The sequence below is a fragment of the Streptomyces sp. NPDC058008 genome, assembly GCF_042886395.1.
Classification (GTDB): Bacteria; Actinomycetota; Actinomycetes; order Streptomycetales; family Streptomycetaceae; genus Streptomyces.
Genome location: NZ_JBHVQX010000030.1, coordinates 25,571 through 51,365, shown reverse-complemented (window position 1 = coordinate 51,365; position 25,795 = coordinate 25,571). Strand labels below are relative to the sequence as shown.

24 protein-coding genes are annotated in these 25,795 nt (G+C 72.6%); 13 read left to right on the top strand and 11 right to left on the bottom strand.

What is annotated here, in order from left to right; all coding sequences use genetic code 11:
* On the top strand, positions 1-338 hold a 338-nt coding region (locus ACFVS9_RS26580), incomplete at its 5' end, for a tectonin domain-containing protein (RefSeq protein ID WP_389936092.1).
* A gap of 149 nt (positions 339-487) precedes the next feature.
* On the opposite strand, the gene glnA is transcribed toward ACFVS9_RS26580, so the two are convergent.
* The gene (gene glnA / locus ACFVS9_RS26575) at positions 488-1,849 is read right to left on the bottom strand and encodes a type I glutamate--ammonia ligase (RefSeq protein ID WP_014156604.1); all 1,362 of its coding nucleotides are present in this window, start codon (positions 1,847-1,849) and stop codon (positions 488-490) included.
* A 244-nt stretch (positions 1,850-2,093) separates the two neighbouring features.
* Here glnA and ACFVS9_RS26570 point away from each other — a divergent pair, with 244 nt between their 5' ends.
* The 5 genes from ACFVS9_RS26570 (at position 2,094) to ACFVS9_RS26550 (ending at position 7,647) form a co-directional block, all read left to right on the top strand.
* A complete protein-coding gene (locus ACFVS9_RS26570; RefSeq protein WP_383117920.1) occupies positions 2,094-2,768 on the top strand; it encodes a DUF3105 domain-containing protein in 675 nt (224 codons plus the stop codon).
* The gene (locus ACFVS9_RS26565) at positions 2,765-3,478 is read left to right on the top strand and encodes a DUF305 domain-containing protein (protein ID WP_389936089.1); all 714 of its coding nucleotides are present in this window, start codon (positions 2,765-2,767) and stop codon (positions 3,476-3,478) included. The genes ACFVS9_RS26570 and ACFVS9_RS26565 overlap by 4 nt, the downstream gene beginning before the upstream one ends.
* A gap of 139 nt (positions 3,479-3,617) precedes the next feature.
* Positions 3,618-4,043 (top strand): CBS domain-containing protein, encoded by a 426-nt coding sequence (locus ACFVS9_RS26560; protein WP_383117900.1) that lies wholly within the window; start codon positions 3,618-3,620, stop codon positions 4,041-4,043.
* 179 nt (positions 4,044-4,222) lie between these two features.
* A complete protein-coding gene (locus ACFVS9_RS26555) occupies positions 4,223-5,800 on the top strand; it encodes a multicopper oxidase family protein (protein WP_389936086.1) in 1,578 nt (525 codons plus the stop codon).
* A 92-nt stretch (positions 5,801-5,892) separates the two neighbouring features.
* Positions 5,893-7,647, top strand: a complete 1,755-nt coding sequence (locus tag ACFVS9_RS26550; protein ID WP_389936083.1) for an NAD+ synthase — start codon at positions 5,893-5,895, stop codon at positions 7,645-7,647.
* Between the two features lie 59 nt (positions 7,648-7,706).
* On the opposite strand, the gene ACFVS9_RS26545 is transcribed toward ACFVS9_RS26550, so the two are convergent.
* From ACFVS9_RS26545 to ACFVS9_RS26525, 5 genes are all read right to left on the bottom strand, one after another.
* A complete protein-coding gene (locus tag ACFVS9_RS26545) occupies positions 7,707-8,915 on the bottom strand; it encodes an MFS transporter (RefSeq protein WP_383117903.1) in 1,209 nt (402 codons plus the stop codon).
* 185 nt (positions 8,916-9,100) lie between these two features.
* Positions 9,101-10,333 carry a Cmx/CmrA family chloramphenicol efflux MFS transporter gene (locus tag ACFVS9_RS26540; RefSeq protein WP_389936080.1) on the bottom strand — a complete coding sequence of 411 codons (1,233 nt, stop codon included), beginning with the start codon at positions 10,331-10,333 and terminating at the stop codon, positions 9,101-9,103.
* Positions 10,334-10,676: 343 nt separating this feature from the next.
* The gene (locus ACFVS9_RS26535) at positions 10,677-11,627 is read right to left on the bottom strand and encodes an endonuclease/exonuclease/phosphatase family protein (RefSeq protein ID WP_383117921.1); all 951 of its coding nucleotides are present in this window, start codon (positions 11,625-11,627) and stop codon (positions 10,677-10,679) included.
* A gap of 239 nt (positions 11,628-11,866) precedes the next feature.
* Positions 11,867-12,559, bottom strand: coding sequence for a TetR/AcrR family transcriptional regulator (locus ACFVS9_RS26530; protein ID WP_383117905.1), 693 nt, complete (start codon positions 12,557-12,559; stop codon positions 11,867-11,869).
* Positions 12,560-12,710: 151 nt separating this feature from the next.
* Positions 12,711-14,315, bottom strand: a complete 1,605-nt coding sequence (locus ACFVS9_RS26525) for a DHA2 family efflux MFS transporter permease subunit (RefSeq protein ID WP_383117906.1) — start codon at positions 14,313-14,315, stop codon at positions 12,711-12,713.
* A gap of 184 nt (positions 14,316-14,499) precedes the next feature.
* On the opposite strand from ACFVS9_RS26525, the gene panB reads away from it, so the two are divergent.
* From panB to ACFVS9_RS26510, 3 genes are all read left to right on the top strand, one after another.
* Positions 14,500-15,387, top strand: a complete 888-nt coding sequence (gene panB, locus ACFVS9_RS26520; protein ID WP_383117907.1) for a 3-methyl-2-oxobutanoate hydroxymethyltransferase — start codon at positions 14,500-14,502, stop codon at positions 15,385-15,387.
* Between the two features lie 110 nt (positions 15,388-15,497).
* Positions 15,498-16,517, top strand: a complete 1,020-nt coding sequence (locus ACFVS9_RS26515) for an ATP-binding cassette domain-containing protein (RefSeq protein ID WP_389936075.1) — start codon at positions 15,498-15,500, stop codon at positions 16,515-16,517.
* Positions 16,514-17,371 (top strand): ABC transporter permease, encoded by an 858-nt coding sequence (locus tag ACFVS9_RS26510; RefSeq protein WP_383117909.1) that lies wholly within the window; start codon positions 16,514-16,516, stop codon positions 17,369-17,371. The genes ACFVS9_RS26515 and ACFVS9_RS26510 overlap by 4 nt, the downstream gene beginning before the upstream one ends.
* A 29-nt stretch (positions 17,372-17,400) precedes the next feature.
* Here the strand turns inward: ACFVS9_RS26510 and ACFVS9_RS26505 are convergent, their stop codons facing one another.
* The gene (locus ACFVS9_RS26505; protein WP_389936071.1) at positions 17,401-20,700 is read right to left on the bottom strand and encodes a BTAD domain-containing putative transcriptional regulator; all 3,300 of its coding nucleotides are present in this window, start codon (positions 20,698-20,700) and stop codon (positions 17,401-17,403) included.
* 122 nt (positions 20,701-20,822) lie between these two features.
* Here ACFVS9_RS26505 and ACFVS9_RS26500 point away from each other — a divergent pair, with 122 nt between their 5' ends.
* Complete coding sequence (locus tag ACFVS9_RS26500; protein WP_383117911.1) at positions 20,823-21,635, top strand: site-2 protease family protein; 813 nt, start codon at positions 20,823-20,825, stop codon at positions 21,633-21,635.
* Here the strand turns inward: ACFVS9_RS26500 and ACFVS9_RS26495 are convergent.
* From ACFVS9_RS26495 to ACFVS9_RS26485, 3 genes are all read right to left on the bottom strand, one after another.
* Entirely contained in the window at positions 21,632-21,820 is a 189-nt protein-coding gene (locus tag ACFVS9_RS26495) for a hypothetical protein (protein ID WP_383117912.1), read from the bottom strand. The two genes, ACFVS9_RS26500 and ACFVS9_RS26495, sit on opposite strands and share 4 nt — an antisense overlap.
* 80 nt (positions 21,821-21,900) lie before the next feature.
* Positions 21,901-22,611, bottom strand: a complete 711-nt coding sequence (npdG, locus tag ACFVS9_RS26490; RefSeq protein WP_383117913.1) for an NADPH-dependent F420 reductase — start codon at positions 22,609-22,611, stop codon at positions 21,901-21,903.
* Positions 22,612-22,621: 10 nt separating this feature from the next.
* On the bottom strand, positions 22,622-22,960 hold the full coding sequence (locus ACFVS9_RS26485) for a hypothetical protein (protein ID WP_389936068.1): 339 nt from the start codon (positions 22,958-22,960) through the stop codon (positions 22,622-22,624).
* Positions 22,961-23,080: 120 nt separating this feature from the next.
* Between ACFVS9_RS26485 and ACFVS9_RS26480 the strand changes: the two genes are divergently transcribed.
* On the top strand, positions 23,081-23,683 hold the full coding sequence (locus ACFVS9_RS26480; RefSeq protein ID WP_383117915.1) for a hypothetical protein: 603 nt from the start codon (positions 23,081-23,083) through the stop codon (positions 23,681-23,683).
* 118 nt (positions 23,684-23,801) lie between these two features.
* Here ACFVS9_RS26480 and ACFVS9_RS26475 read toward each other — a convergent pair whose 3' ends face one another.
* Positions 23,802-24,035: a hypothetical protein gene (locus ACFVS9_RS26475; protein ID WP_383117916.1), complete on the bottom strand. Its 234-nt coding sequence runs from the start codon at positions 24,033-24,035 to the stop codon at positions 23,802-23,804.
* A gap of 58 nt (positions 24,036-24,093) precedes the next feature.
* On the opposite strand from ACFVS9_RS26475, the gene map reads away from it, so the two are divergent.
* Positions 24,094-24,951 (top strand): type I methionyl aminopeptidase, encoded by an 858-nt coding sequence (gene map / locus ACFVS9_RS26470; protein WP_389936064.1) that lies wholly within the window; start codon positions 24,094-24,096, stop codon positions 24,949-24,951.
* Positions 24,952-25,107: 156 nt separating this feature from the next.
* Positions 25,108-25,773 carry a heme oxygenase (biliverdin-producing) gene (locus ACFVS9_RS26465; RefSeq protein WP_383117918.1) on the top strand — a complete coding sequence of 222 codons (666 nt, stop codon included), beginning with the start codon at positions 25,108-25,110 and terminating at the stop codon, positions 25,771-25,773.
* Positions 25,774-25,795 lie beyond the last annotated feature (22 nt).

The following is a 25,795-nucleotide window of genomic DNA, read 5'->3' as shown; positions in this document are numbered from 1 at the left end:
TAATCCCCGGCAAGGCCGTCGACATCGGCGTAGCGGCCGACGGCACCGTCTGGCACGTCAACTCGGCAGGCGGCATCTACCGCTACACCGGCGACCAGGGCTCCACCGACTGGGTCGCCGTCCCCGGCGGCCTGACCCGCATCTCCGTCGGGTCCAGGACCCACGTCTGGGGCGTCAACTCCCTGGGCCAGATGTACCGCTACACCGGCCACGACACCAACCCCTGGGTCGGTATCCCCGGCAAGGCCGTCGACATCGGCGTAGCGGCCGACGGCACCGTCTGGCACGTCAACTCGGCAGGCGGCATCTACCGCTACACCGGCGACCAGCCGAGCTGATCCGGGCGCGGACGAGGGCGGGCCCACGCGTGACGCGCGTGGGCCCGCCCCTGTGCGTCGTCGCGGCGACGGGGATGCGGGGCCGGGCAGCCGCACGCGACGTACACGCCCCGCGCCCGCTTTGCGTCTTCTGCGCTTCTGACCCGCGCCTACAGCACCGGCAGCAGGTTCTTCAGCTCGAAGGCCGTGACCTCGCTGCGGTACTCCTCCCACTCCTGCTTCTTGTTGCGCAGGAAGAAGTCGAAGACGTGCTCGCCCAGCGTCTCGGCGACCAGTTCGCTCTTCTCCATCAGCGAGATGGCCTCGCCCAGGTTCTGCGGGAGCGGTTCGATGCCCATCGCGCGGCGCTCCGAGTCGGAGAGGGCCCAGACGTCGTCGTCGGCGCCGGCCGGGAGTTCGTAGCCCTCCTCGATGCCCTTGAGGCCCGCCGCGAGCAGGACCGCGTACGTCAGGTAGGGGTTGGCGCCGGAGTCGATGGAGCGGACCTCGACGCGGGCCGAGCCGGTCTTGCCGGGCTTGTACATCGGGACGCGGATCAGCGCGGAGCGGTTGTTGTGGCCCCAGCAGATGTACGAGGGGGCCTCGCCGCCGGCGCCCGCGGAGCGGCTGGAGCCGCCCCAGATGCGCTTGTACGAGTTGACCCACTGGTTGGTGACGGCGGAGATCTCCGCGGCGTGCTTCAGGAGGCCCGCGATGAAGGACCGGCCGACCTTGGAGAGCTGGTACTCGGCGCCCGACTCGTAGAAGGCGTTGCGGTCGCCCTCGAAGAGGGAGAGGTGGGTGTGCATGCCCGAGCCCGGGTACTCCGAGAACGGCTTCGGCATGAAGGTGGCCTGCACGCCCTGCTCCAGCGCGACCTGCTTCATGACCAGGCGGAAGGTCATGATGTTGTCGGCGGTGGAGAGCGCGTCGGCGTAGCGGAGGTCGATCTCCTGCTGGCCGGGCGCGCCCTCGTGGTGGCTGAACTCGACCGAGATGCCCATGGATTCGAGCATGGTGATCGCCTGGCGGCGGAAGTCCATGCCGACGTTCTGCGGGGTGTGGTCGAAGTAGCCGGAGCTGTCGGCCGGGGTGGGGCGGCTGCCGTCGACCGGCTTGTTCTTCAGCAGGAAGAACTCGATCTCCGGGTGGGTGTAGAAGGTGAAGCCCAGGTCGGAGGTCTTCGCGAGGATGCGCTTGAGGACGAAGCGCGGGTCCGCGAAGGAGGGCGAACCGTCCGGCATCAGGATGTCGCAGAACATCCGCGCCGTGCCGGGGGCCTCCGCGCGCCACGGAAGGATCTGGAACGTGCCGGGGTCAGGCTTCGCGATCATGTCCGATTCGTATACACGGGCGAAGCCCTCGATCGCGGAGCCGTCGAAGCCGATGCCCTCGTCGAAGGCCTGCTCCAGTTCGGCGGGGGCCACGGCGACGGACTTGAGGTAACCGAGGACATCGGTGAACCACAGCCGTACGAAGCGGATGTCGCGCTCCTCAAGGGTCCTGAGGACGAATTCCTGCTGCTTGTCCATAGCCACATCCTTGCAGTTCAGACGGTCCGTTCACCACCGCCCCGGGGTAGGGGGACACCTCAGTATCACGACCCGGGATTTCACCCAGATTACGCACATGGTGTGAGAGAGAGCACGCGGCCACCCACTACGATCGGCGCCCATGGTGTGCACGGGTGGCGAGGGCCCTCCCACGGCCCCGCGCACACCGGATCCGCCGCTTCGCTCCCGTCCCTCCCGACCCATGGCAGAAGGACCCGACGACATGAGCTTCGACCGCAGGAACCGCATAGAGCAGATGCGCAGTGCCGACCGTGCGCGCGACCGCCGCAACCGGGTCGTCGCCATAGGCCTGAGCGCCGTCGTCGTCGCCGGTCTGCTCGGTTTCGGTTCGTACATGCTCCTGGAGAAGTCCGAGGCGAAGGAGAGGACCGGGGAGAGCCGGGCCCAGGACGCGAAGCAGACCGAGGAGGACAGGAAGAAGCTCGCCGCGGAGCCGATCGAGGGCGAGAAGACGTGGGACGTGACGAAGCTGACGCGCGACCACGTCACCACCGAGGTGACGTACCCGATGGAGCCCCCGGTGGGCGGGAACCACAATCCGGCCTGGCTGAACTGCGACGGCGTCGTATACGAAAAAGCCGTCCCCAACGTCAACGCCGTGCACGCCCTGGAACACGGTGCGGTCTGGGTGACGCACAGCGGCAAGGCGTCCGGGGACGACGTCGGCCGGCTCGCGTCACGCGTGAAGAGCACCCCGTACTCCCTGATGTCCCCGTACGAGGGACAGGACGGGGCGATCATGCTCAGCGCCTGGGGCAAGCAGGTCACGGTGGACAGCGCCGACGACCCGCGGGTGGCCCGTTTCTTCGCGAGGTACGTCCAGGGCGCGCAGACGCCCGAGCCGGGCGCGCCCTGCACCGGCGGGATCGACGGGTGAGCCCGTCCCTGAGCCGGCGCACCCGGTGGGCGACGGGCTCCGCCGTGGCCCTGGCCCTGCTGTTCGCGGGTGCGGCGACGGTCGCGTCCGCGCGGGGTGACGGGGCTGCCCCCGCGCCCCGTACGCCCTCGGCGGAGTCCGCGGACGCCGGCTTCGCGCGGGACATGGCCGTCCACCACCAGCAGGCCGTGGAGATGTCCTTCATCGTGCGGGACGTGACGCGGGACGACGACGTACGGCGTCTCGCGTACGACATCGCCAACACGCAGGCCAACCAGCGGGGCATGCTGCTCGGCTGGCTGGACCTGTGGGAGCTGCCGAAGACGGCCCCCGACGGCCAGGGCCCGATGGGCTGGATGCCCGACGCCCACAGCGGCCACGACATGGCGTCCATGAACGGCAAGGCCGGCATGGACGGCATGGAGGGATCCGGGGGCACGGATAGCGACGGGGCCCTCATGCCCGGCATGGCGACCAGGACCGAGCTGAACCGGCTGCGCGCGGCCCGCGGCGAGCAGGCGGAGATCCTCTTCCTCCAGCTGATGACCGACCACCACGAGGGCGGCGTCGCGATGGCCCGCGGCTGCGCCGAGCGGTGCACCGTGCCGGTGGAGAAGCGGCTCGCCCAGGGCATGGTCGAGGCCCAGCGGTCCGAGCTGGACCTGATGGCGGACATGCTCGCCGCGCGCGGGGCGGCACCCCGCCCCTGAAGCCGCGCCCCCGGGGCACGGGACCGGCCCGGCGTACGCCCGAACGGGTGACAGCACTCGCGTACGCCGGGCGGGCCCGTGACGATGGAAGGACTCGGGGCCGTAGAGCAGTGCCCACCGGCACGCAGGAGGCAAGCCCATGACCACGGCCAAGGACATCATGCACACCGGGGCCCACTGGATCCCCGCCCACGAGACGCTCGACCGTGCCGCGCAGCTGATGCGGGACCACGAGGTGGGGGCGCTCCCGGTCTCCGCCGACGGCGAGCAGGACCGCATGGTCGGGATCATCACCGATCGCGACATCGTGATCAGGTGCGTGGCGTCGGGGCACGATCCGTCGATGGTGACGGCGGGCGAGCTCTGCGACGGCACTCCGCGCTGGATCGAGTCGACGGCGGACGTCGGCGCGGTGCTGGAGGAGATGCAGGGACACCGGATCCGCCGGCTCCCGGTGATCGAGAACAAGAAGCTGATCGGCATGATCAGCGAGGCCGACCTCGCCCTCCACCTCTCGGACGAGCAGGTCGCGGGCTGGGCGGAGAAGGTCTACTCCCGCGCCTGACCGCCGCACGACGCGGCACCGTGACCCGGCCGCACCCCGGCCGCCCGTACGCCGCGCGCCGCCACCCCCTCGATCCCCGCCCCGTCCGGCCCCGGTGCCCCCTCCCCCGCGTGAGGGGGCACCGGGCTGCCGGGTGTCGGGGCCGTACCCCTGTACCGGCCAGGGGTACGGTGCGCAATATGTCTGAAATGCCCACTCGCCGCGCCGTGCTCGGCGCCGGTGTCGCCCTGGCCGGGACAGCAGGCCTCATCTCCCGGGCCGCCGCCCCCGGGGCCGCCTACGCCGCCACCCACCACGAGCCCTCCTCCGCCCGAGCCGCCGACCAGTACGTCACGCCCGACGGGCCCGAGGTGGCGGACGCCGAGACCCGGCGGGGTGCCGGACCCCTGCGGAAGGTCTCGCTCACCGCCAACGCGTCCCGCCTCGAACTGGGCGGCGGCCTCACGGTGCCCAGCTGGGCGTACGGGGACCGGCTGCCGGGCGAGGCGATCCGGGTCACGGCGGGCGACACCCTGGAACTCGCCCTGGCCAACCACCTGCCGCAGGCCACCACGATGCACTGGCACGGCCTCGCCCTGCGCAACGACATGGACGGCGTACCGGCGCTGACCCAGCCGTCGGTCGAGGCGGGCGCCGACTTCACCTACCGGTTCGCGGTCACCCACCCCGGGACCTACTGGGTCCACCCGCACTCGGGTGTCCAGCTGGACCGCGGGCTGTACGCGCCGCTGATCGTCGACGACCCGAAGGAGCCGCTCGCCTACGACAAGGAGTGGATCGTCGTCCTCGACGACTGGCTCGACGGGGTGGAGGGCTCCACCCCCGACGCGGTCCTGAGCGAGCTCAACAAGGGCCGGGCCTCCAGCCACGGCGCGGCCGGCCACACGGCACGCCGGCGTGCGGCCGCCGCCGACGGCGACACCCCCTCGCGGCTCATGACCGGCGCGAGCAGCGACCTGCTCGGCGGTCACGCGGGCGATGTCGCCTACCCGCACTACCTGGTCAACGGCCGCAGGGCGAGCGACCCTTCGGTCTTCGAGGCCCGCCCCGGCGACCGCATCCGGCTGCGCGTCATCAACGCCGGCGGGGACACCGCCTTCCGGCTGGCGCTCGGGGGCCACCGGATGACCGTGACCCACACGGACGGCTTCCCGGTACGGCACACCGAGACCGACGCCCTGCTGCTGGCGATGGGCGAGCGGTACGACGTGCTGGTGACCGCGGGGGACGGGGTGTTCCCGCTGACGGCGCTCGCCGAGGGCAAGGACGCGTCGGCGCTGGCCGTGCTGAAGACGGGTACGGGAGCGGTTCCGGCCGCCACGGTGCGGCCCGCGGAGCTGGACGGCGAACTGGTCACACCCGACCGGCTGGCACCGGACGACGGGGTGGCCCTGGCGCAGCGCGAGCCGGACAGGACCGTGCGCATGACGCTCACGGGCTCCATGGACGCCTACGACTGGGCCTTCGACGGCACGCCCTACGACCCGGCGGTGCGGCACCCCGTCAAGGCCGGTGAGCGGGTGCGGCTGGTCTTCACCAACCGCACGCCGATGTGGCACCCGATCCATCTGCACGGCCACACGTTCGCCCTGGCCGGAGAGGCACTCGGCGCGCGCAAGGACACCGCGGCCGTGCTGCCCGGGCGCTCGCTCACGGTGGACCTGGACGCGGACAACCCCGGCCTGTGGATGCTCCACTGCCACAACGTCTACCACGCCGAATCGGGGATGATGACGGTCCTCGGCTACCTGCGCTGAGCCGCCGCGCCCACCCCGTCCGGAGGCGGTCCGCCGCGTCCGGGCGGGGTGACACCAGGACATCGCGTCAGTCAGACGATTACACTGGCCGGGTGCCTCAACTACGTCTCGCACTCAATCAGATCGACGCGACCGTCGGAGACCTCGACGGCAACTCCGGGTCGATCGTCCACTGGACCCGGCACGCCGCCGAGCAGGGCGCCCACCTGGTGGCGTTCCCCGAGATGGTGCTGACCGGCTATCCCGTCGAGGACCTGGCCCTGCGGTCGTCCTTCGTCGAGGCCTCCCGGACGGCGCTGCGCACGCTCGCCGTCCGCCTCGCCGACGAGGGCTTCGGGGAGATCCCGGTCGTCGTCGGCTACCTCGACCGCTCGGAGCACCCCGCGGCGCGCTACGGGCAGCCCGCGGGGTCCCCGCGCAACGCCGCCGCCGTGCTGCACCGCGGCCGGGTCGCGCTGAACTTCGCCAAGCACCACCTGCCCAACTACGGCGTCTTCGACGAGTTCCGGTACTTCGTGCCGGGCGACTCGATGCCGGTCGTGCGGGTGCACGGCATCGACGTGGCGCTCGCGATCTGCGAGGACCTCTGGCAGGACGGCGGCCGGGTGCCGGCCGCGCGGGCCGCCGGGGCCGGGCTGCTGCTGTCGGTCAACGCCTCACCGTACGAGCGCGACAAGGACGACACCCGGCTGGACCTGGTCCGCAAGCGGGCCCAGGAGGCCGGCTGCACGACGGCGTACCTGGCCATGACCGGCGGCCAGGACGAGCTGGTCTTCGACGGGGACTCGATCGTCGTCGGCAGGGACGGCGAGGTCATCGCCCGCGCGCCGCAGTTCGCCGAGGGCAGCGTGATCCTCGACCTGGACCTCCCGGCCGCCGCGCCCGTGGCGCCGTCCGGGGTCGTGAACGACGGGCTGCGCATCGATCACGTGGTGATCTCCGACGAGCCCCTCCCGGCGTACGAGCCGGAGCTGTCCGGAGACCGCGCGGAGCGGCTCGACGACGACGAGGAGCTGTACTCGGCGCTGGTCGTGGGCCTGCGGGCGTACGCGGCGAAGAACGGTTTCAGCAGCGTGCTGATCGGGCTCTCGGGGGGCATCGACTCGGCACTGGTCGCGGCCATCGCCTGCGACGCGCTGGGGGCCGCGCACGTGTACGGGGTCTCGATGCCGTCGAAGTACTCCTCGGACCACTCCAAGGGCGACGCGGCCGAGCTGGCCCGGCGCACGGGGCTCAACTTCCGCACCGTGCCCATCGAGCCGATGTTCGACGCGTACATGGGGTCGCTGGGGCTCACCGGGCTGGCCGAGGAGAACCTCCAGTCGCGGCTGCGCGGCACGATGCTGATGGCGATCTCCAACCAGGAGGGCCAGATCGTGCTCGCCCCGGGCAACAAGTCCGAGCTGGCGGTGGGCTATTCCACGCTGTACGGGGACTCCGTCGGGGCGTACGGGCCGATCAAGGACGTGTACAAGACGTCGGTGTTCCGCCTCGCCAGGTGGCGGAACCGCGCGGCCGAGGAGCGCGGGCAGACCCCGCCGATCCCGGAGGCCTCCATCACCAAGCCTCCGAGCGCCGAGCTGCGCCCGGACCAGGTGGACACGGACTCGCTGCCGGACTACGACGTGCTGGACCGGATCCTGGAGCTGTACGTGGACCGGGACCAGGGCCGGGACGCGATCGTGGCGGCCGGGTTCGACGAGGCGCTGGTGACGAGGACGCTGCGGATGGTGGACACGGCGGAGTACAAGCGGAGGCAGTACCCGCCGGGCACGAAGATCTCGCCGAAGGGCTTCGGCAAGGACCGCCGGCTGCCGATCACGAACCGGTGGCGCGAGTCGGGCTGACGGGACCGCCGACGGCGGCGGAGCCGGTCCGCACCCGGTGGTGCGGACCGGCTCGGTGCTCAGCGCGCGTCGGCGTGCTCCCGCACCTCGGCACGGGCGCCGGACGCCACGACGCGCGAGGTGCCCGGGGTCCGGTCCAGCACACCCGCCGTGACCGCCACGGCGAGCCCGGCGACGGCCAGGACCGCGCCGACGAGGGCCGGGGACGTCCAGCCCCAGCCCGCCGCGATGGCGATCCCGCCGAGCCAGGCGCCACCCGCGTTGGCGAGGTTGAAGGCGGAGTGGTTGGAGGCGGACGCCAGGGTGGGGGCGTCCTTCGCCTTGTTCATCACGAGCATCTGGAGCGGGGTGGTCGTCATGAAGCCGACACCGCCGAGCAGCACCACCATGACCAGCGCCGCCCACTGCACGTGGGCCGCGAAGGGGAAGACCACGAGGACGACGGCCAGGGCCCCCAGCGAGCCGTAGAGGGTGGGGCGCAGCGCCCGGTCGGTCAGCGGTCCGGCCGCCAGCGCGCCGAGGGTCATCCCGATGCCGAAGAGCGCGAGGACGAGCGTCACCGAGGACTCCCCGAAGCCCATGGCCTCGGTCGTCATGGAGGAGAGGTAGGAGTAGACGGCGAAGACACCCGCGAAGCCGAGGACGGCGGTGAGCAGCCCCAGCACCACCTGGCGGTTGCCGAGCGCGCTCAGTTCACGGCGTACGTTCTGGTGCGCCTCGACGGGGATCTGCGGGACGAGGCGGGCGAGCGCGGCCATCGCGGCCAGTCCGATCACGGCGACGACCAGGAACGTGGCGCGCCAGCCGAGGTGCTGCCCCAGCAGGGTGGCGGCCGGTACGCCGACGATGTTGGCCACGGTCAGGCCGAGGAACATCGTGGCGACGGCGCGGGCCTGCCGGCCGTCCGGCACGAGGCGCGCGGCGACGACCGCGCCGACCCCGAAGAAGGCGCCGTGCGGCAGTCCGGCCAGGAAGCGTCCGGCCAGCAGCCAGCCGAAGTCGGGGGCGAAGGCGGAGGCGAGGTTGCCGACGGTGAAGACGGCCATCAGCAGCAGGAGCATCCGCTTGCGCGGGATCCTGGAGCCGAGGCCGGTGAGCAGAGGGGCACCGAGCACGACGCCGATCGCGTACGCCGACACGAGGTAGCCGGCGGTGGGTACGGACGTTCCCAGGTCGTCCGCGACGTTGGGCAGCAGGCCCATCATCACGAACTCGGTGGTGCCGATGCCGAAGGCGCTCACAGCGAGGGCGAGCAGGGCCAGGGGCATGGGGAGAACCTTTCGGGCAGGGTGGCCGCCCGGGCCGGGGAGGGCCGGGTGGCAGCGGTCTGTGTGTGCGGGAGCGTCGGCTTCGTTGCCGGGAGGACGGATTATGTACCCCGTCGGAACAAAGTCTCTCAGACGTTTTATGCCCGGACGTGAACATGCCGTTGCGGCGGGGTGTGATCTGGACGTCACTCGGTGGGTCCGGCGGCCCTCCGCCCCGCCTCCGCCTCCGGGACCGGACGCCCCGTGGCGCCGGGCGGCCGTACGGAACGGGAGGACCGGGAGGATGCGGACAGCGCCCCCGTGAGGGCCAGGGCCGCGCACATCAGCAGGGCGCTCACCCAGACCGGCGCGCGGAAGCCGAGGCCCGCGCCGAGGGCGAGTCCGCCCAGCCAAGGGCCCGCCGCCGCGCCCACGTTGAAGGCGGCCGTCGCGAAGGAGCCCGCCGCCGTCGGGGCGTCCGGGGCGAGGTGGAAGACCCGGTTGATCAGCGTGGTCCCCGTACCGAAGGCCAGGCCTCCCTGGAGGAGGACGAGGGCGAGGGCGGCGGCCGGGTGCCCGGCGGTCAGGGCCAGGGCGGCCCATCCGGCGGCCAGCGCGGCCATGCCGGCCCCGGTCACCGCGTGCGGGCGGGCGTCGGCCAGGCGTCCGGCCAGGGTGACCCCGGCGAAGGCCCCGGCCCCGAACAGGGCGAGCACCAGGGGGACCCGGTCCGCGCCGAACCCGGTGACCCGGGTGACGAGCGGTTCCAGGTAGGAGAACGTGCAGAAGGTCGCTCCCTGCACGAGCGCCATCACCAGGAGCGTCAGCAGCAGCCGGGGCCGGGCCAGGGCCCGCAGCTCACTCCTGGCGCCCGTACGCGCTACGTCCTCGGGCCGGCCTCCCGGGACGGCCGCCGGCAGCGCGAGCGCCGCCGGTACGCAGACGAGGGCCACGGCCCAGAACGCCGAGCGCCAGCCCCACAGTTCACCGAGCGCCGCGCCCGCAGGAACACCGACCACGCACGCGACGGTCACCCCGCCGACGACCACGGCGGTGGCCCGCTCCCGCTGGTGCGGGCCGGCCAGGTCCCGCGCGGTGACCAGGGCGACCGCCCAGAAGCCCGCGTCGGCGAGCGCCGCCACCACCCGGGTCGCGAGCAGTACCCCGTATCCGGGGGTCAGCGCGCCCACCACGTGGGCGGCGACGAAGACGCCGAGGAAGAACAGCAGGGCCCGGCGCCGGGGCCAGGTGCGGCAGGCCGGCGCGGCGAGCGGCGCGCCGGCCACCATCCCGGCCGCGAAGGCCGAGGTCAGCAGCCCGGCGGCGCCGAGCGGGACGTGCAGGTCATCGGCGAGGCCCGAGAGCAGGCCGGACAGCATGAACTCCGATGTGCCCTGGGCGAAGACCGCCAGCCCGAGCACGTACACGGCGAATGGCATGAGAAGGGGACCCCTTGTACGGAACCGTCGGAGGAACGAGCGGTGTGCAGGGGATGCGGGCCGCGCCCGTCGTCACGCGTGGGAGCGCGAGGACGGCGACACGGTGGAATGTCCGGTGTTCTCACGGGACATGAGGAGAGTGGCCCACACCGCCGCGGGCGATCCGGCGGTGGCCGACGGTACGACGGGGGAAGCCCGCCGACCCGCGGGGGTCAGGGGGTCCGTGCGTCGGGGGACGGCCACCGGCGGACCGGCGGCCGGAGTCTGTCGGACTCGGGACTGGACATGGCTGCGAGCGTACCCCCCTGACGGGCGGCGGCGCTCACAGCCGGACGCGGGCCGCTCACAGCCGGACGCGCGCCGCGATCGGGAGGTGGTCGCTGTCCGTGGCGGGCAGGGTCCAGGAGGAGAGGGGTTCGACGCCCCGGACCAGGATCTGGTCGATCCGCGCCATCGGGAACGCCGCGGGCCAGCTGAAGCCGAACCCGTCCCCCGCGGCCCCCTGGGTCGAGCGCATCTGGGCGGTGACCGCGTGCAGCGAACGGTCGTTCATCGTGCCGTTCAGGTCGCCGAGCAGGACCACCCGGTCCATCGGGTCGTGGGCGATGGCCTCACCCAGGGCGTCCGCGCTGTCGTCCCGCTGGCCTGCGGTGAAGCCCGCGTTCAACTTGACCCGTACGGAGGGCAGGTGCGCGACGTACACCTTGACGGGGCCCTTGGGGGTGGTGACCGTGGCGCTCATCGCGCGGGTCCAGCCCAGCTTGATGTCGACGGGGCCCGCGTCCGTCACCGGGTACTTGCTCCACAGGCCGACGGTCCCCTGCACCGAGTGGTGCGGGTAGCGCTTGGCGAGGGCGTCCTCGTACGCCTCCACCTTGCCGCTCGGCAGCTCCTGGAGGGCCAGGACGTCCGCGTCCGAGCCCGCGACCTGCTGGGCGGTGCCCGCGGGGTCGGGGTTGCCCGCGTTGACGTTGTGCGTGGCGACGGTGAGGTCGCCGCCGGTCCCGGACTTGTCGGTGAACAGCAGGCCGCCGAAGAGGTTGAGCCAGACGGCGACCGGCAGGACGAGGGCGATGAGCGCCGTCGCGGAACGCCGGATCAGACCGAGGACGAGCAGCACGGGCACGAGGAGGCCGAACCAGGGCAGGAACGTCTCGATGAGGCTGCCCAGGTTGCCGACGGTGTTCGGGATGTCCGCGTGGAACACCATCACGAGGGTCACCAGGACCGAGCAGAGCGCCAGCAGGATGCCGCGGCGCCAGATGCCCCGGTCGGAGGCCAGTCTCCGGCCCATGGCCCGGAAACGTGAGCCCGGCTGCGGACCCGCATCGGCGTCCTCGGTGTCCGCCCTGTACGCCTGCACCATTGCGCTCGTCCTCACTGCCTGTCCGTACACATCACCGCGCCTCCTGACCCTAGGCGATAGGTGACGCCGTTCCTGCCGCCGACGGCGGCCGTACTGCCATCAGGACGACGGATCCGGCGCGGCGGGTTGCGGCCGGGGCGGTGGTCCGGGAGTCCGTGACAGAAGCATCACATCGGGGCCGGCGTCGGCCCCGCGGCTGTGACCTGCGCCTTCGACGGCCGAGGGGCAAGCCCCTGGAGGAGCGTGCCGATGATCCGGTCGGCGAGGTCCTCCGGAAGGGGCGCGTCGGGACGGTGGACGGTACGGACCAGCATCGGCCCCAGGAAAAGATCGTCCATCAGCTCCACGTCGAGGTCCCCGCGGAGCTCGCCCGCGTCCACCGCCCGCCGCACGGCGGCCAGCATCGCGGCGCGGCGCGGCGCTATGACGGTGCTCTGGTACTCGGTCCAGAGCCTGGGGTGCTTCTTCATCTGCACGAAGACGTTGTGCAGGAGGGCGGAGGAACGCTGGGCGAGACCGCGCGTACGCATGGACTCCAGCAGGACACGCAGGTCGTCCAGGCCCGCGGTGCCGGACACCGTCGGGTCGGCGGGCTCGATGTCGCGCAGGACGTCGACGAAGAGCTCCTCCTTGCCGCTCCACCGGCGGTAGATGGTGGCCTTGCCCACCCCGGCGGTACGGGCGATGCGCTCGATGGACAGCCCGTCCAGCGTCTCCCCGGCCTCCAGCAGGTGGACGACGGCGTCGAGGATGGCCCGCTCCACGGCCGCGCTGCGGGGGCGGCCCCGGCGTGGCTCCGGGCCCGGACAGGGCGGGCCCGCCGCCGGGTCCCGCACCGGGTTCTGTGCCGCGTGCCGCACGTGGGCCGCCTCTCGCTGCGCCGTCCGCCGTAGTTTCGCCGTACGTCTCGATTCTCGCCGACCGGCCGGGGGCGGGGCGACCGCCCCCGGCCGGAACCGTGGATCCCCGCGGATCCGGTCCGGGCCGCAGGAGCCGGCCGGTGGCGGCAGGTCAGGACAGGCGCGCCGGCTCCTCGGCACCCTGCCGGCCCGGGGCCCGCTCCTCCCGCACGGGCCTGCCCGGCAGGAACGCGGCCACCACGGCCGCGCCGATCAGCGCGACCGCCGCCGAGCCGAGCGCGGTGACGTGCATCGCGCCGATGAACGCGTCGTTGGCCGCGGCGATCAGCGGCTTGCCGGCCGGGCCCAGCTTCTGCGCGACGCCCAGGGTCGCCTCGATGGACTCGCCCGCGACGTCCCGCGCGGCGGCGGGGACGCCGTCGAGGTGTCCCTCGATGTCGCCCCGGTAGACGGTGGAGAGCACCGAGCCGAGTACGGCGATGCCGAGCGCGCCGCCGACCTGGCGGAAGGTGTTGTTGATGGCGGAGCCCGAACCCGCCCGCTCGCGGGGCAGGGCCTGCATGACGGCGACGGTGACCGGCGGCATGATGTGCGCCATGCCGGTGCCCTGGACGAAGAAGACCAGGCACAGCACCCACAGCGGGGTGTCCGCGTCGAACAGCGCGAAGGCGGCGAGGCCGGCGGCGACGAGCAGCATGCCGACGGTGCAGACGGCCCGCGCTCCGAACCGGTCGACGACCAGCCGGGCGCGCGGAGCGAAGATCATCTGTGCGGCGGCGAGCGGCAGGATCAGCAGCCCGGACTCCAGGGCGGTGTAGCCGCGCACGCTCTGCAGGTAGAAGGCCGAGAAGAAGGTGACGCCCATCAGCGCGAAGAAGACCAGCGCGATGGCGGCGACGGCGGCGGAGAAGGACGGGTCGCGGAAGTAGGAGATGTCGATGGACGGGTGGCTGCTGCGCTTCTCGTGCCAGACGAAGGCCGCCAGGACCAGCAGGCCGCCGATCAGCGGTGCGAGGACGGTGGCGTCGGTGAAGGAGGCGAGTTCGCCGCCCCGGATGATGCCGTAGACCAGCAGGACCAGGCCGACGATGGACAGCACGACCCCGAGCGGGTCGACGCGGCCCGGGGCGGGGTCCTTGGAGTCGGGCACGAGGACGGCCATGGCGATGAGCGCGATGACCACCACGGGTACGTTGACCAGGAAGATCGAGCCCCACCAGAAGTGCTCCAGGAGCGCGCCGCCGGTGATCGGGCCGATCGCGATGCCGAGGCCGACGCTGCCGGCCCAGATGCCGATGGCCTTGGGCTGCTCGTCGCGCTCGAAGACGTTCATCAGGACGGCGAGGGTGGCGGGCATCACGAACGCCGCGCCGAATCCCATCAGCGCGCGCCAGGTGATGAGTTCGCCGGGCGTGGAGGAGAGCGCGGCCAGGGCCGAGCCGAGGCCGAAGACCAGGATGCCGGCCAGCAGGACCTTCTTGCGGCCGATGCGGTCGCCCAGCAGGCCGGCGGTGAAGAGCAGGCCGGCGAAGACGAGCGTGTAGGAGTTGATCGCCCACTCGAGCTCGCTCTGGGTGGCGCCGATACCGGTCGGCGCGGGGCTGGCGATCGTCTTGACCGCGACGTTCAGGATCGAGTTGTCGAGGACGACGATGAGCAGGCTGAACATGAGGACGCCGAGAATGGCCCAGCGGCGGCGGTGGACCGCCTCCGGGACGCGGGGCGCGGCGACGGGAGCGCCGGACGGTATGGACATGGCCCCGACCCTAGTCGGCTTCCAATACGAGACCGTCTCGTATTGGAAAGACTTTACCCGGCCGCCGCGCACCGTTCACCGGACGCGGTGGGCCCACTTCCCGGGAACGGTCGCGGGATGCCACCATGGAAGGGATCCGGGGACGCCGTCAGGGCGCCTCGAGATGACGAAGGAGCCGTTGGCCATGTCGCTTCAGGCTGCGCAGAACCAGTCCGCCACACCCCCCGCGGGTCCCGCCCCCGGCGCCGGCAAGGCGCTGTACGGAGGCACGAGCACCCGCCGCATCACCGTCAACGACATCACCGCCGCCAGTGAGCGCGGTGAGAAGTGGCCCATGCTCACCGCCTACGACGCGATGACCGCGTCCGTCTTCGACGAGGCCGGCATCCCGGTCATGCTCGTCGGTGACTCCATGGGCAACTGCCACCTCGGTTACGAGAGCACCGTGCCCGTCACCATGGACGAGATGGCCATCCTCTCGGCCGCCGTCGTACGGGGCACCGGGCGCGCCCTCATCGTCGCCGACCTGCCCTTCGGGGCGTACCAGGAGGGTCCGGTCCAGGCCCTGCGCAACGCCACCCGGCTGATCAAGGACTCCGGTGTCGGCGCGGTCAAGCTGGAGGGCGGCGAGCGCTCCCACGACCAGATCAGGCTCCTGGTCGAGGCCGGGATCCCGGTCATGGGCCACATCGGCCTGACCCCGCAGTCCGTCAACGCGATGGGCTACCGGGTGCAGGGCCGCGGCGAGGAGGCCGCCCAGCAGCTGCTGCGGGACGCGAAGTCGGTGCAGGACGCGGGCGCGTTCGCCGTCGTCTTGGAGCTCGTACCGGCCGAACTGGCCGCCGAGGTGACCCGCACCCTGCACATCCCGACCGTCGGCATCGGCGCCGGTTCCGGCACGGACGCGCAGGTGCTGGTCTACACCGACATGGTCGGGCTGACCGGCGGCAGGGTGCCGCGCTTCACCAAGCAGTACGCGAACATGCGCCAGGTGCTCACCGACGCCGCCAAGGAGTACGCCGAAGAAGTCATCGGCGGCACGTTCCCGGCGGCGGAGCACACCTTCCACTGACGCCCACACGACCACTGCCGCACCACCGACAGCCCGCCGACTTCCCCCATCGGCGGGCTGTCGCCCTCTGTCGGCGCCGTGTCGGTGACTTGTCGGTGGCCGCTGGTCTGATGGTGTCCATGACGCGAAACGACAAGAACCTCAGGAGCGGCGGGAACGCCGTCGAGGTACGGGGGCTGGTCAAGCACTACGGCACGACCAAGGCGCTGGACGGTGTGGACCTCGACGTGCGCGAGGGCACCGTCCTCGGGGTGCTCGGCCCCAACGGCGCCGGCAAGACCACCCTCGTACGCTGCCTGTCCACCCTGGTCCTGCCCGACGCCGGCCACGCGGTCGTGGCGGGCTACGACGTGGTGCGCCAGCCCCGGCAGCTGCGCCGCACCATAGGCCTGACCGGGCAGTACGCCTCGGTCGACGAGAAGCTCTCCGGCTGGGAGAACCTCTACATGATCGGGCGGCTGCTCGACCTGCCGCGCGGGAAGGCCCGCTCCCGCGCCGACGAGCTGCTGGAGCGCTTCACGCTCACCGCCGCCGCAGGGAAGGCCGCGATGGACTACTCCGGCGGTATGCGGCGCCGCCTCGACCTGGCCGCGTCCATGATCGGCAGCCCGGCCGTCCTGTACCTGGACGAGCCCACGACGGGGCTCGACCCGCGCACCCGCAACGAGGTCTGGGACGAGGTGCAGCGGATGGTCGCGGAGGGCGCGACCGTGCTCCTGACCACCCAGTACATGGAAGAGGCCGAACAGCTCGCCAGTGAGCTCACCGTCATCGACCAGGGCCGGATCATCGCCCGGGGCGGCGTCGACGAGCTCAAGGCCAAGGTCGGCGGCCGCACCCTTCAGATCCGGCCCTCCGACCCGGCCGACCTGGCCGCGATGGCCCAGGCGCTGCGGGAGGCCGGCCTCGACGGCGTCGCCGGCGCCCAGGCGGTCCCGGACGAGGGCCTGCTGTACGTACCGATCCTCAGCGACGAACAGCTGACGGCCGTGATCGGGCTGCTCGGCACGCGGGGCTTCCCGCTCGCCCACGTCGCCACCGCACTGCCCAGCCTCGACGAGGTCTTCCTGGCCATCACGGGCGGCAAGGCCACCGTCACCGACACGACTCCCCAGGAGGTCGCGGCATGAGCACGACGACTCTGAAGCCGGCCCCCTCCGACGGGGCCGTGTCCGCGCAGGCCATGAAGCCGGACGACGAGGGCCGGATCGGCCTGCGGAACAACCTGCGCCACATCGGGGCGCTGGTGCGGCGCAACCTGCTCCAGATCAAGAAGGATCCGGAGTCGATGTTCGACGCGCTGCTGATGCCCGTCATCTTCGTGCTGCTGTTCGTCTACGTCTTCGGCGGATCGGTCGGCAGCAGCCTGGGCGGTGACCGGCAGGACTACCTGAACTACCTGATCCCCGGCCTGATGGCGATGATGGGCATGAACATCGCGATGGCCGTCGGCAGCGGTGTCAACGACGACTTCCGCAAGGGGGTCATGGACCGGTTCCGGACGATGCCGATCGCCCGCTCCTCGGTGCTCATCGCGAAGATCGTGGTCGAGCTCGGCCGGATGATGATCGCCACGCTGATCCTGCTGGGCATGGGCTTCGCCCTCGGCATGGAACTCCACGGGTCGGTGCTGGGGCTGGCCGGCGCGATCGGTCTGGCCGCCGCGTTCGGGGCCGCCATCATGTGGATCTTCATCCTGGTCGGACTGAGCATGAAGACCGCCCAGGCGGTCCAGGGAATGGGGCTGATCGTGATGATGCCGCTCCAGTTCGGATCCTCCATCTTCGCCCCGACCGGGACCATGCCCGGCTGGCTCCAGTCGTTCACCGACTACAACCCGCTGTCCAACCTGGCCGACGCGGCCCGCGGACTGATGATGGGCGGCCCCCTCGGCAACTCGGTCTGGCTGACGCTCGGCTGGACCGTGGTCATCACCACGGTCGTCGCCCCGCTGGCGGTCTCCAGGTTCCGCAAGAAGTCCTGAGGGGCCGGTCCCGGTCCGCGACGGACGGATCAGGGGCGGACGGCGGCGGCGGCGAGGGCGGTGGCCTCCTCCTTGGAGAGGCGGCCGCCCTCGGCGTACGCCGCCGCGTAGGCGGCGTCCCCGAGGACACCGCGGGTCAGTTCCTCCGCCGCCGCGTGGTTGTCCCGCTCCAGCAGCGTCGGTACGTGCCCCTCCGGAAGCAGCGCCTGCCCGGCACCCAGCAGCCGGGCCGCGGCGGACGCCCCGCCCTCCCCGCCGAGCCCGGCCAGCGCCCGCGCCACCAGGGCCAGGCAGAGCACGTTCATCTCGGGTGCCACCATCTGGGCCAGGCGGTCGTCGGCCTGCGCCAGCGCCTTCCGGCCGCGGTCCAGGGCGTCCGCGTACCGCCCCTCCTGGTTGTCCAGCCAGGCCAGACCGCCCAGGACGAACGCCTCGAAGACCCCCATGGACGCCGCGCTGAACTCGGCCTCCAGCACGCCGAGCTGCTCACGGGCCTCGACGGTACGGCCGGAGATGCCCAGCCACACGGCGAGGAAGAACCGGGCGAACGCCGTCGCCTCGTGCCCCGCGTGCCGTCCCTCCAGGAGGACGTCCCTCAGGATCGCCTCGCCCTGCGCACCGTGGCCCAGCTCGACCAGAGCGGAGGCGTAGCGGGTGCGGAGCACGAGCACCTGGGCGTGGGCGCCGATCTTCTCGGCGTAACCGATCGCGGCCTGGTAGTCCGCGGCCGCCCGGGTGTGGTCACCCGTCTTCTCGTGGGCCTCGCCGCGCGAGGAGAGCGCCTCCGCCGCGCCCCAGTCGTCGCCGAGACGGCCGAAGATCTCCAGGCTCTCGTCGGCGTCCCGGTAGGCGTCGCGCGCCCAGTCGGGCCGGTTGGCCAGCACGTTGGCGCGCGTCTGGAGCGCTATGGCCAGCTCCCAGTCGTGCCCCAGCTCCCGTGCGGCGCGGACCGTCTCGTCCACCACCCCGCGCAGGTCCGAGGCGTTCCCGGTGAGGACGACGGCGAAGAGCCAGAGCGAGCCCGGGCTGCGGCAGGTCTGCGGCTGGCCTGCCCGGTAGGTCGCGGCGACGGCCCGCAGGCGCGCCATGCCGGCCTCGTCGGCCCAGACGTCCATCGCGTTGTCCATGCTGGCCATCTCGACCAGCGCCACCTGGCGCCGCGCCTCCTGGAGCAGTTCGGGGCGCATCGGCGGCGGGGCGTCGGTGCAGCGTTCGGCGAGCGCGGGCGCCGGGGCCACCGGTCCGGCGAACGGGTCGGGACCGAGCGCGGAGGCGGCCGCGGCCCAGTGCAGTGCGTCACCGCGCAGGTCACGCATCTGCCAGTACCAGGCGAGCGAGAGCACCATGCTGAGCGACTCCTGCTCGTCGCGGGCGGCGACGGCGCGCCGCAGGGCCGTGCGCAGGTTCTCGTACTCCCGCCGGAGCAGTTCGAGGGCGGCGAGCTGTCCGGCGCCCCGGAGTCCGGGGTCGGCGGTACGGACCAGCTCCCGGTAGAACGTGAGGTGGCGCCGCTCGACGGCGTCCCGCTCCCCTGCCTCGTCGAGCCGTTCGGCGGCGTACTCCCCGACGGTCTCCAGGAGGCGGTAGCGCATCCGGCCGTCCCCGGCGGGGGCGGCGACGACGAGGGACTTGTCGACGAGCGAACCGAGCACCCCGGCGACGCCGTACGCGTCCTGCGGCCGCTCCGCGCAGACCGCCTCGGCCGCGGTGAGGGTGCAGCCGCCGGCGAAGACGGACAGCCGGCGCAGGACGGCGCGTTCGCCGTCGTCCAGGAGGTCCCAGGACCAGTCGACGACCGCCCGCAGGGTCTGCTGGCGCGGGAGCACGGTGCGGCTCCCGCTCGACAGCAGGCGGAAGCGGTCGTCGAGGCGGTCGGCGATCTGCCGCGGGGTCAGCATGCGCAGCCGGGCGGCGGCGAGTTCGATCGCGAGCGGAAGCCCGTCGAGCCGCCGGCAGATCTCGGCGCAGGCCGCCGCCGTCCGCTCGTCCGCGTCGACCCGGAAGCCGGACAGCGCGGCGGCCCCGCGGTCGGCGAGCAGGCGCAGGGCCATCGGGTCGGGCAGCGGGTCGACCGCCCGGACGAACTCGCCGGGCACGCCCAGGGGTTCGCGGCTGGTCGCGAGGACGGTGAGCCCGGGGCAGCGGGCCAGCAGGTGGTCGGCGAGGGCGGCCGCCGCGTCGATCAGATGCTCGCAGTTGTCCAGGAGCAGCAGCATCCGGCGCCCGGCGCAGTGTTCGGTGAGCCGGGCGAGCGGTTCACCGGCGCTCCGCTCCGCCGCCCTGAGCCCTTCGGCGCCGGCGCCCCGCAGCACGGTCTCGCGGGCGCCGAGCGCACCGAGCACGGCCTCGGGCACCGCTTCGGGGTCGTCGACCGGAGCGAGCTCGGCCAGCCACACACCGTCCGGCCAGGAGGAGGCGACCGCCTCCGCGGCCTCCTGGGACAGCCGGGTCTTGCCCGCGCCGCCGGGTCCCAGGAGGGTGACCAGCCGGGCCCGGGTCAGGTCCTCGCCGAGGCCGGCGATGTCCGCCTCACGGCCCACGAAGCTCGTGAGCCTGGCGCGCAGGTTCCCCTGCGGGGCGGGAAGGGGTGCGGGAGCGGGAGCGGGCGGGTCCTGGTGCAGGAGTCCCTCGTACAGGGCGCGCAGGGCGGGGCCCGGGTCGGTGCCCAGCCGGTCGGCGAGCAGGGTGCGGACCTCGTCGTACGCCGCCAGTGCCTGCGCGGTGCGGCCGGCGTCCCGCAGCGCCCTGACGCGCAGCGCCTGGAGGGGTTCGTCCAGCGGGTGGTCCGCGCAGAGCCCGGCCAGTTCGGGCAGGGCGTCGTCGGCGCGGCCCTGGGCGAGGACGGCCTCGGCGCGGGTCCGGCGCGCGCCCAGGCGCCCGGCCTCCCAGCGGGCCGCCGCCACGTCGCGGTCCGGCAGGTCGGCGAGGGCCGGCCCCCGCCACAGGGCGAGGGCGTCGTCGAGGACCGCGACGGCCTTGACCGCGTCGCCCTCCTCCAGCGCCCGCGCGCCCTCCTTCGCGAGCCGTTCGAAGCGGTGCAGGTCCACGGCGTCCGGACCGGCCGCGAGCCGGTAACCGCCCGGGGCCGACTCGACCTCGTCCCGGCCCAGGGCGCGCCTGAGGCGGCCCACGAGGGCCTGGAGCGCGGCCGGGGCGTCGGCGGGCGGGTCGGCGCCCCACACCTCGTCGACGAGGACGGCGGCCGTGACGGTGCGGCCGGGGTGCAGGGCGAGCACGGTGAGCAGGGCGCGCAGCCGTGCCCCGCCGAGGGCGACGGCCGTGCCGTCGGCGCGCAGCGCGCGGGTGGTACCGAGAATGCCGTAATGCACGGGCCCATTGTCCGTGACGGCTCCGCCCTCCGTGGAACCACCACCCTCCCGTGAGACGTTCGCGGCGTGTCACCCGTACGCTCGGGGGCCCAGCAGCCGTCAAGCCCTCAGGAGTCCCGCCGATGACCACCGCGTTCCGCCGCCCCAGTGACCGGCGGGTCAGCCCGATCTTCCTCGGGATCGTCGCCGTCATGGCCGTCTCGGGCTGGGCGGTGTGGACGGACTTCGCGGAGCAGACCGGTTTCGCGGTCTTCCTCTTCGTCACGGCCGCCTGGATCGTCTCGCTCTGCCTCCACGAGTACGCGCACGCGCGCACCGCGCTGCACAGCGGCGACATCTCGATCGGGGCGAAGGGGTATCTGACGCTCAACCCGCTCAAGTACACCCACGCCCTGCTGAGCATCGTGCTGCCCGTGCTGTTCGTGATCATGGGCGGGATCGGCCTGCCGGGCGGGGCGGTCTACATCGAGCGGGGCCGCATCAGCGGACGCTGGAAGCACAGCTTGATCTCGGCGGCCGGTCCCCTGACCAACGTGCTGTTCGCCGTCGTGTGCACCGCGCCGTTCTGGCTGGGCGCCCTGGACGGCGTCCCGCTGACGTTCCGGCTGGCGCTGGCGTTCCTCGCGCTGCTCCAGGTGACCGCGGCGATCCTGAACTTCCTGCCGGTCCCCGGGCTCGACGGCTACGGCGTGATCGAGCCCTGGCTGTCGTACCGGATCCGGCGCCAGGTGGAGCCGTTCGCGCCCTTCGGGCTGATCGCGGTCTTCGCGCTGCTGTGGGTCCCGGAGGTCAACGGGGTCTTCTTCGACGCGGTGCACGGGCTGCTGAGGGGCCTGGGCGTCAGCGAGGTCGAGACGTACTGCGGGCTCGACACCTACCGCTTCTGGCAGGAGTGGTTCGGTGACCAGGACCCCGGCTGCGCGATGATCCGTTAGCGCGTGGCGGGCTCGGTGCGGGACTCCGCGCGGTGCCTGCGCAGGTAGAACCACGCCATGTTCGAGGAGAGGCCGGCGAGCAGCACCCAGACGATCCCGAGGAGGCTGCCCTCGACGAAGGACACCACGGCCGCGGCGACGGCGAGGACGCAGACGATGCTGGCGTAGAGGGCGAGGCGGGGCATGAGGGCTGGTGCTCCTGTCCGGGGATGGTGCGCGGTCCCGTCCAGTGTCCCTCATGCCCGTTCCGGCTCCGGGCACGGGCTCACACGTCGGTGGTGCGCAGCCCCGCGTGTGCCTTGTAGCGGCGGTTGACGGAGATCAGGTTCGCCACCAGCGACTCGACCTGGTGCGCGTTGCGCAGCCGGCCGGCGAACACGCCCCGCATGCCGGGGATGCGGCCCGCCAGCGCCTGCACCGTGTCGGTGTCGGCGCGCGCCTCGCCCAGGACCAGCACGTCGGTGTCGATCTCCTCGATCGCCGCGTCCTGGAGGAGTACGGCCGACAGGTGGTGGAAGGCGGCCGTGACCCGCGAGTCCGGCAGCAGGGCGGCCGCCTGCTCGGCGGCGCTGCCCTCCTCGGGCTTCAGGGCGTAGGCGCCCTTCTTGTCGAAGCCGAGCGGGTTGACGCAGTCGACGACGAGCTTCCCGGCGAGCTCCTCGCGCAGGGAGCCGAGCGTCTTGGCGTGGCCGTCCCACGGCACGGCGACGATCACGATGTCGCTGCGGCGCGCGCACTCCGCGTTGTCCGCGCCCTGGACGCCGTGGCCCAGCTCGGCGGCGGCGGCCTCGGCGCGGTCGGCGGCGCGGGAGCCGATGACGACCTTCTGCCCGGCCCGGGCGAAACGGTAGGCGAGGCCGCGGCCCTGGGGCCCGGTGCCGCCGAGTACGCCGACGGTCAGACCGGACACGTCGGGCAGGTCCCAGGGGTCCTTGGCGGGGGGCTTGGGGGCGCTTCCACTGTCATGGGTAGTCATGGCGCCGACCCTACTGCGCGCCGGTGAGGGGAACCCGGCGCCGCCGTCGCTCCGCGAGGTCCGTCACGACGACGAGGGTGATCCCGGCGAGCACCGCCCCCGGTCCCGCCAGGAGCCTGACCGGGTACCAGTCGCCCTCGAAGGCCCCGGACAGCTGGAAGGAGGCCGACGACACGGCCGACACCCACAGGAGGAGGCCCCCGGCGCCGCGCGCCCGCACCATGCGCGGCGTGGCCCGGCGGCGCAGCCAGGCGGGGGCCCAGCCGCGCAGGAAGGCGATCGACGGCGGCAGGACGAGGAGCGTCCAGCCGGTCATCCAGGCCCAGTTGAAGATCTGTCCGGCGCTCATGGCGTCATCGTGCCAGGCCCCGGGGGGACTCGTCGGTGTCAGGTTCCGGCAGTCCCCTTCCGGGTGGACTGCCGCGTTCGGGCAGTCCCGGGCGGGTGACCGGGGGCATGATGCCGGGTCATGGATGCTGTGCGTGTCGCGCTGCTGCGCGAAGTACTGGCCGGGACCGAGTGGCCCGCGGCGGCCCGGGGTTTCGCCCGGACCCTGCGGTCGTCGGTCGTCCCGCAGGGCGGCGGGCTGCTGCTCGTGGGGACGGAGGTGTACGAGCCGTGGCACATGGCCGCGCACCTGGTGGACGAGTCCACCTGGTCGGGTCTGCCGCAGCTGCGGCCCACGCTCGTGCGCCACCGGGTGGAGTCCGACGACCCGGTGCACCTGGCCGTCGGCCTGGGCCGGATCGAGGCGGCCGGGCGGGGCGAGACGCTGCTCGTGGTGGCACCCGGGCAGGCGGACCACGGCCTGCTGGAACGCGTCCACGACGCGCGGCGCGCGGGGGCGACGGTGCTCACGCTGGACGGCGGCGACCCGGAGGTCCGGGGCCTCGCCCACGAGGCGCTCACGGTCTCCGCCGCCGACGAGGTCGACCTGGACACGGTCCAGCACCTGGTCAGCGCGGCGGCGGGCGAGAACGGCGCCCCCTCGCCCCGGGGCCGGCGTACCTTCCGCGACCGCCTCTCCCGCCTGGCCGACCAGCTGACGGCCCCGCCGCCGGCCCGGTGGTGACGGGCCCCGCACCGAACGGCTGCGGATCCCGGTCCCTCTGCGGGGGCGCGGGCCCCGCCCGGCCCCGGCCCGTGTCCGGGCACCCGGCGTCCCGTACGCCCCCCGCCGGCGTGGTGTCCTACTCCGGTGTCCCGTCCGGCCTGTCCGGGCGGTCGTGCCACTTCGGGTCGGTCTCCCACTCGAGGTTCCGCTCACGCGCCGTGTCCATCGCGTGCCGCGCCTCCTCCGGGGTGGTGTAGGGGCCGAACCGGTCCTTGGCGGGGCACTCGGGGCCCTCCTCGACCTTCTTGTGCTCCAGGCAGTAGTACCACTCGCCCGGTTTGCCGGCCGTACGCTTCTTGAACAGAGCCATCGCGGGATCCTTTCCTCGCTGCCATGGTGCCCCGGGAGCGCTGGTTAGACTCGCTGGCATGTCTGGCCAGTCGCTTCTCGTACCAGGGGAGATCACTCCCGTCCGCTCCGTCCCCGGAAGGATCCGGCGCCCCGAGTACGTGGGGAAGCCCGCCCCGGCGCCGTACACCGGGCCGGAGGTCCAGGACTCCGGCACCCTGGAGCGCATGCGGGTCGCGGGCCGTATCGCGGCGCAGGCGATGGAGGAAGCCGCCAAGCACATCGCCCCGGGCGTCACCACCGACGAACTCGACCGGGTCGCCCACGAGTTCATGGTGGACCACGGCGCCTATCCGTCGACCCTCGGCTACCGGGGCTTCCCGAAGTCGCTCTGCACCTCGCTGAACGAGGTCATCTGCCACGGCATCCCCGACTCCACCGTGCTGCGGGACGGGGACATCGTGAACCTCGACGTCACCGCGTACATCGACGGCGTGCACGGCGACAACAACGCCACCTACCTCTGCGGCGACGTCGACGAGGAGTCCCGGCTCCTGGTCGAGCGCACCCGGGAGTCGCTGAACCGGGCGATCAAGGCGGTGCGGCCCGGACGGCAGATCAACGTGATCGGGCGCGTCATCGAGTCGTACGCGAAGCGGTTCGGCTACGGGGTGGTGCGGGACTTCACCGGGCACGGGATCAATTCCTCGTTCCACTCCGGCCTGATCGTCCCGCACTACGACAGCCCGCAGGCGACGACCGTGATGCGGCCCGGGATGACGTTCACCATCGAGCCGATGCTGACGCTCGGCAGCCACGACTACGACCTGTGGGACGACGGCTGGACCGTGGTGACGAAGGACCGGAGGCGGACCGCGCAGTTCGAGCACACACTGGTGGTCACCGAGACCGGCGCGGAGATCCTGACGCTTCCGTAGGGCGGTGTTTTTACCGACAGAGGGTCGGGAACCTGTTGACTTAGGTAAGCCTAAGTAGGAGGATCAGCATATCGGCGCGCGGCGGCGTGTACAGCTGTTGCCGGTATATGCATTTTTGTCCGGACTTCCCGTCCCCCTGGTCCCCGGAGGCCCGCCTTGGACTCGACCGCCACCACCACGCCCTTCTCGACCCTCATCCGCACCGCCTCGCACGAGCAGCACACGGAGGCGGAGTCCTCGACCTTCATGAGCGACATGCTCGGCGGACGGCTCGGCGTGGACGCCTACACGCGCTACACCGAGCAGCTGTGGTTCGTCTACCGGGCGCTGGAGGACGGCGCGCCGGCTCTGCGCGAGGACCCGGTCGCCGGGCCCTTCATCCAGCAGGAGCTGATGCGGACGGCCGAGCTGGAGCGCGATCTCGCCCATCTGCGGGGCGAGGGATGGCGCGAAGGGCTGGAGCCGCTGCCCGCCACCGCCGCGTACGCCGCCCGGGTGGCCGAGTGCGCCCGCGAGTGGCCCGCCGGATACGTCGCGCACCACTACACCCGCTACCTCGGCGACCTCTCGGGGGGCCAGATCATCCGCGGTACGGCGGAGAAGACCTGGGGCTTCGAGCGCAAGGGCGACGGGGTGCGGTTCTACGTGTTCGAGCAGATCCCGAACCCGGCCGCCTTCAAGCGGGAGTACCGGGAGCTGCTGGACGCGGTGAACGCCGACGACCTGGAGAAGCAGCGCGTCATCGACGAGTGCAAGCGCGCCTTCGCGCTGAACACCGCCGTCTTCCACGGGCTCGGCGAGGTCTTCCCGCTCAGCGCGTAGCGCCTTGCGCCACGAGGACACC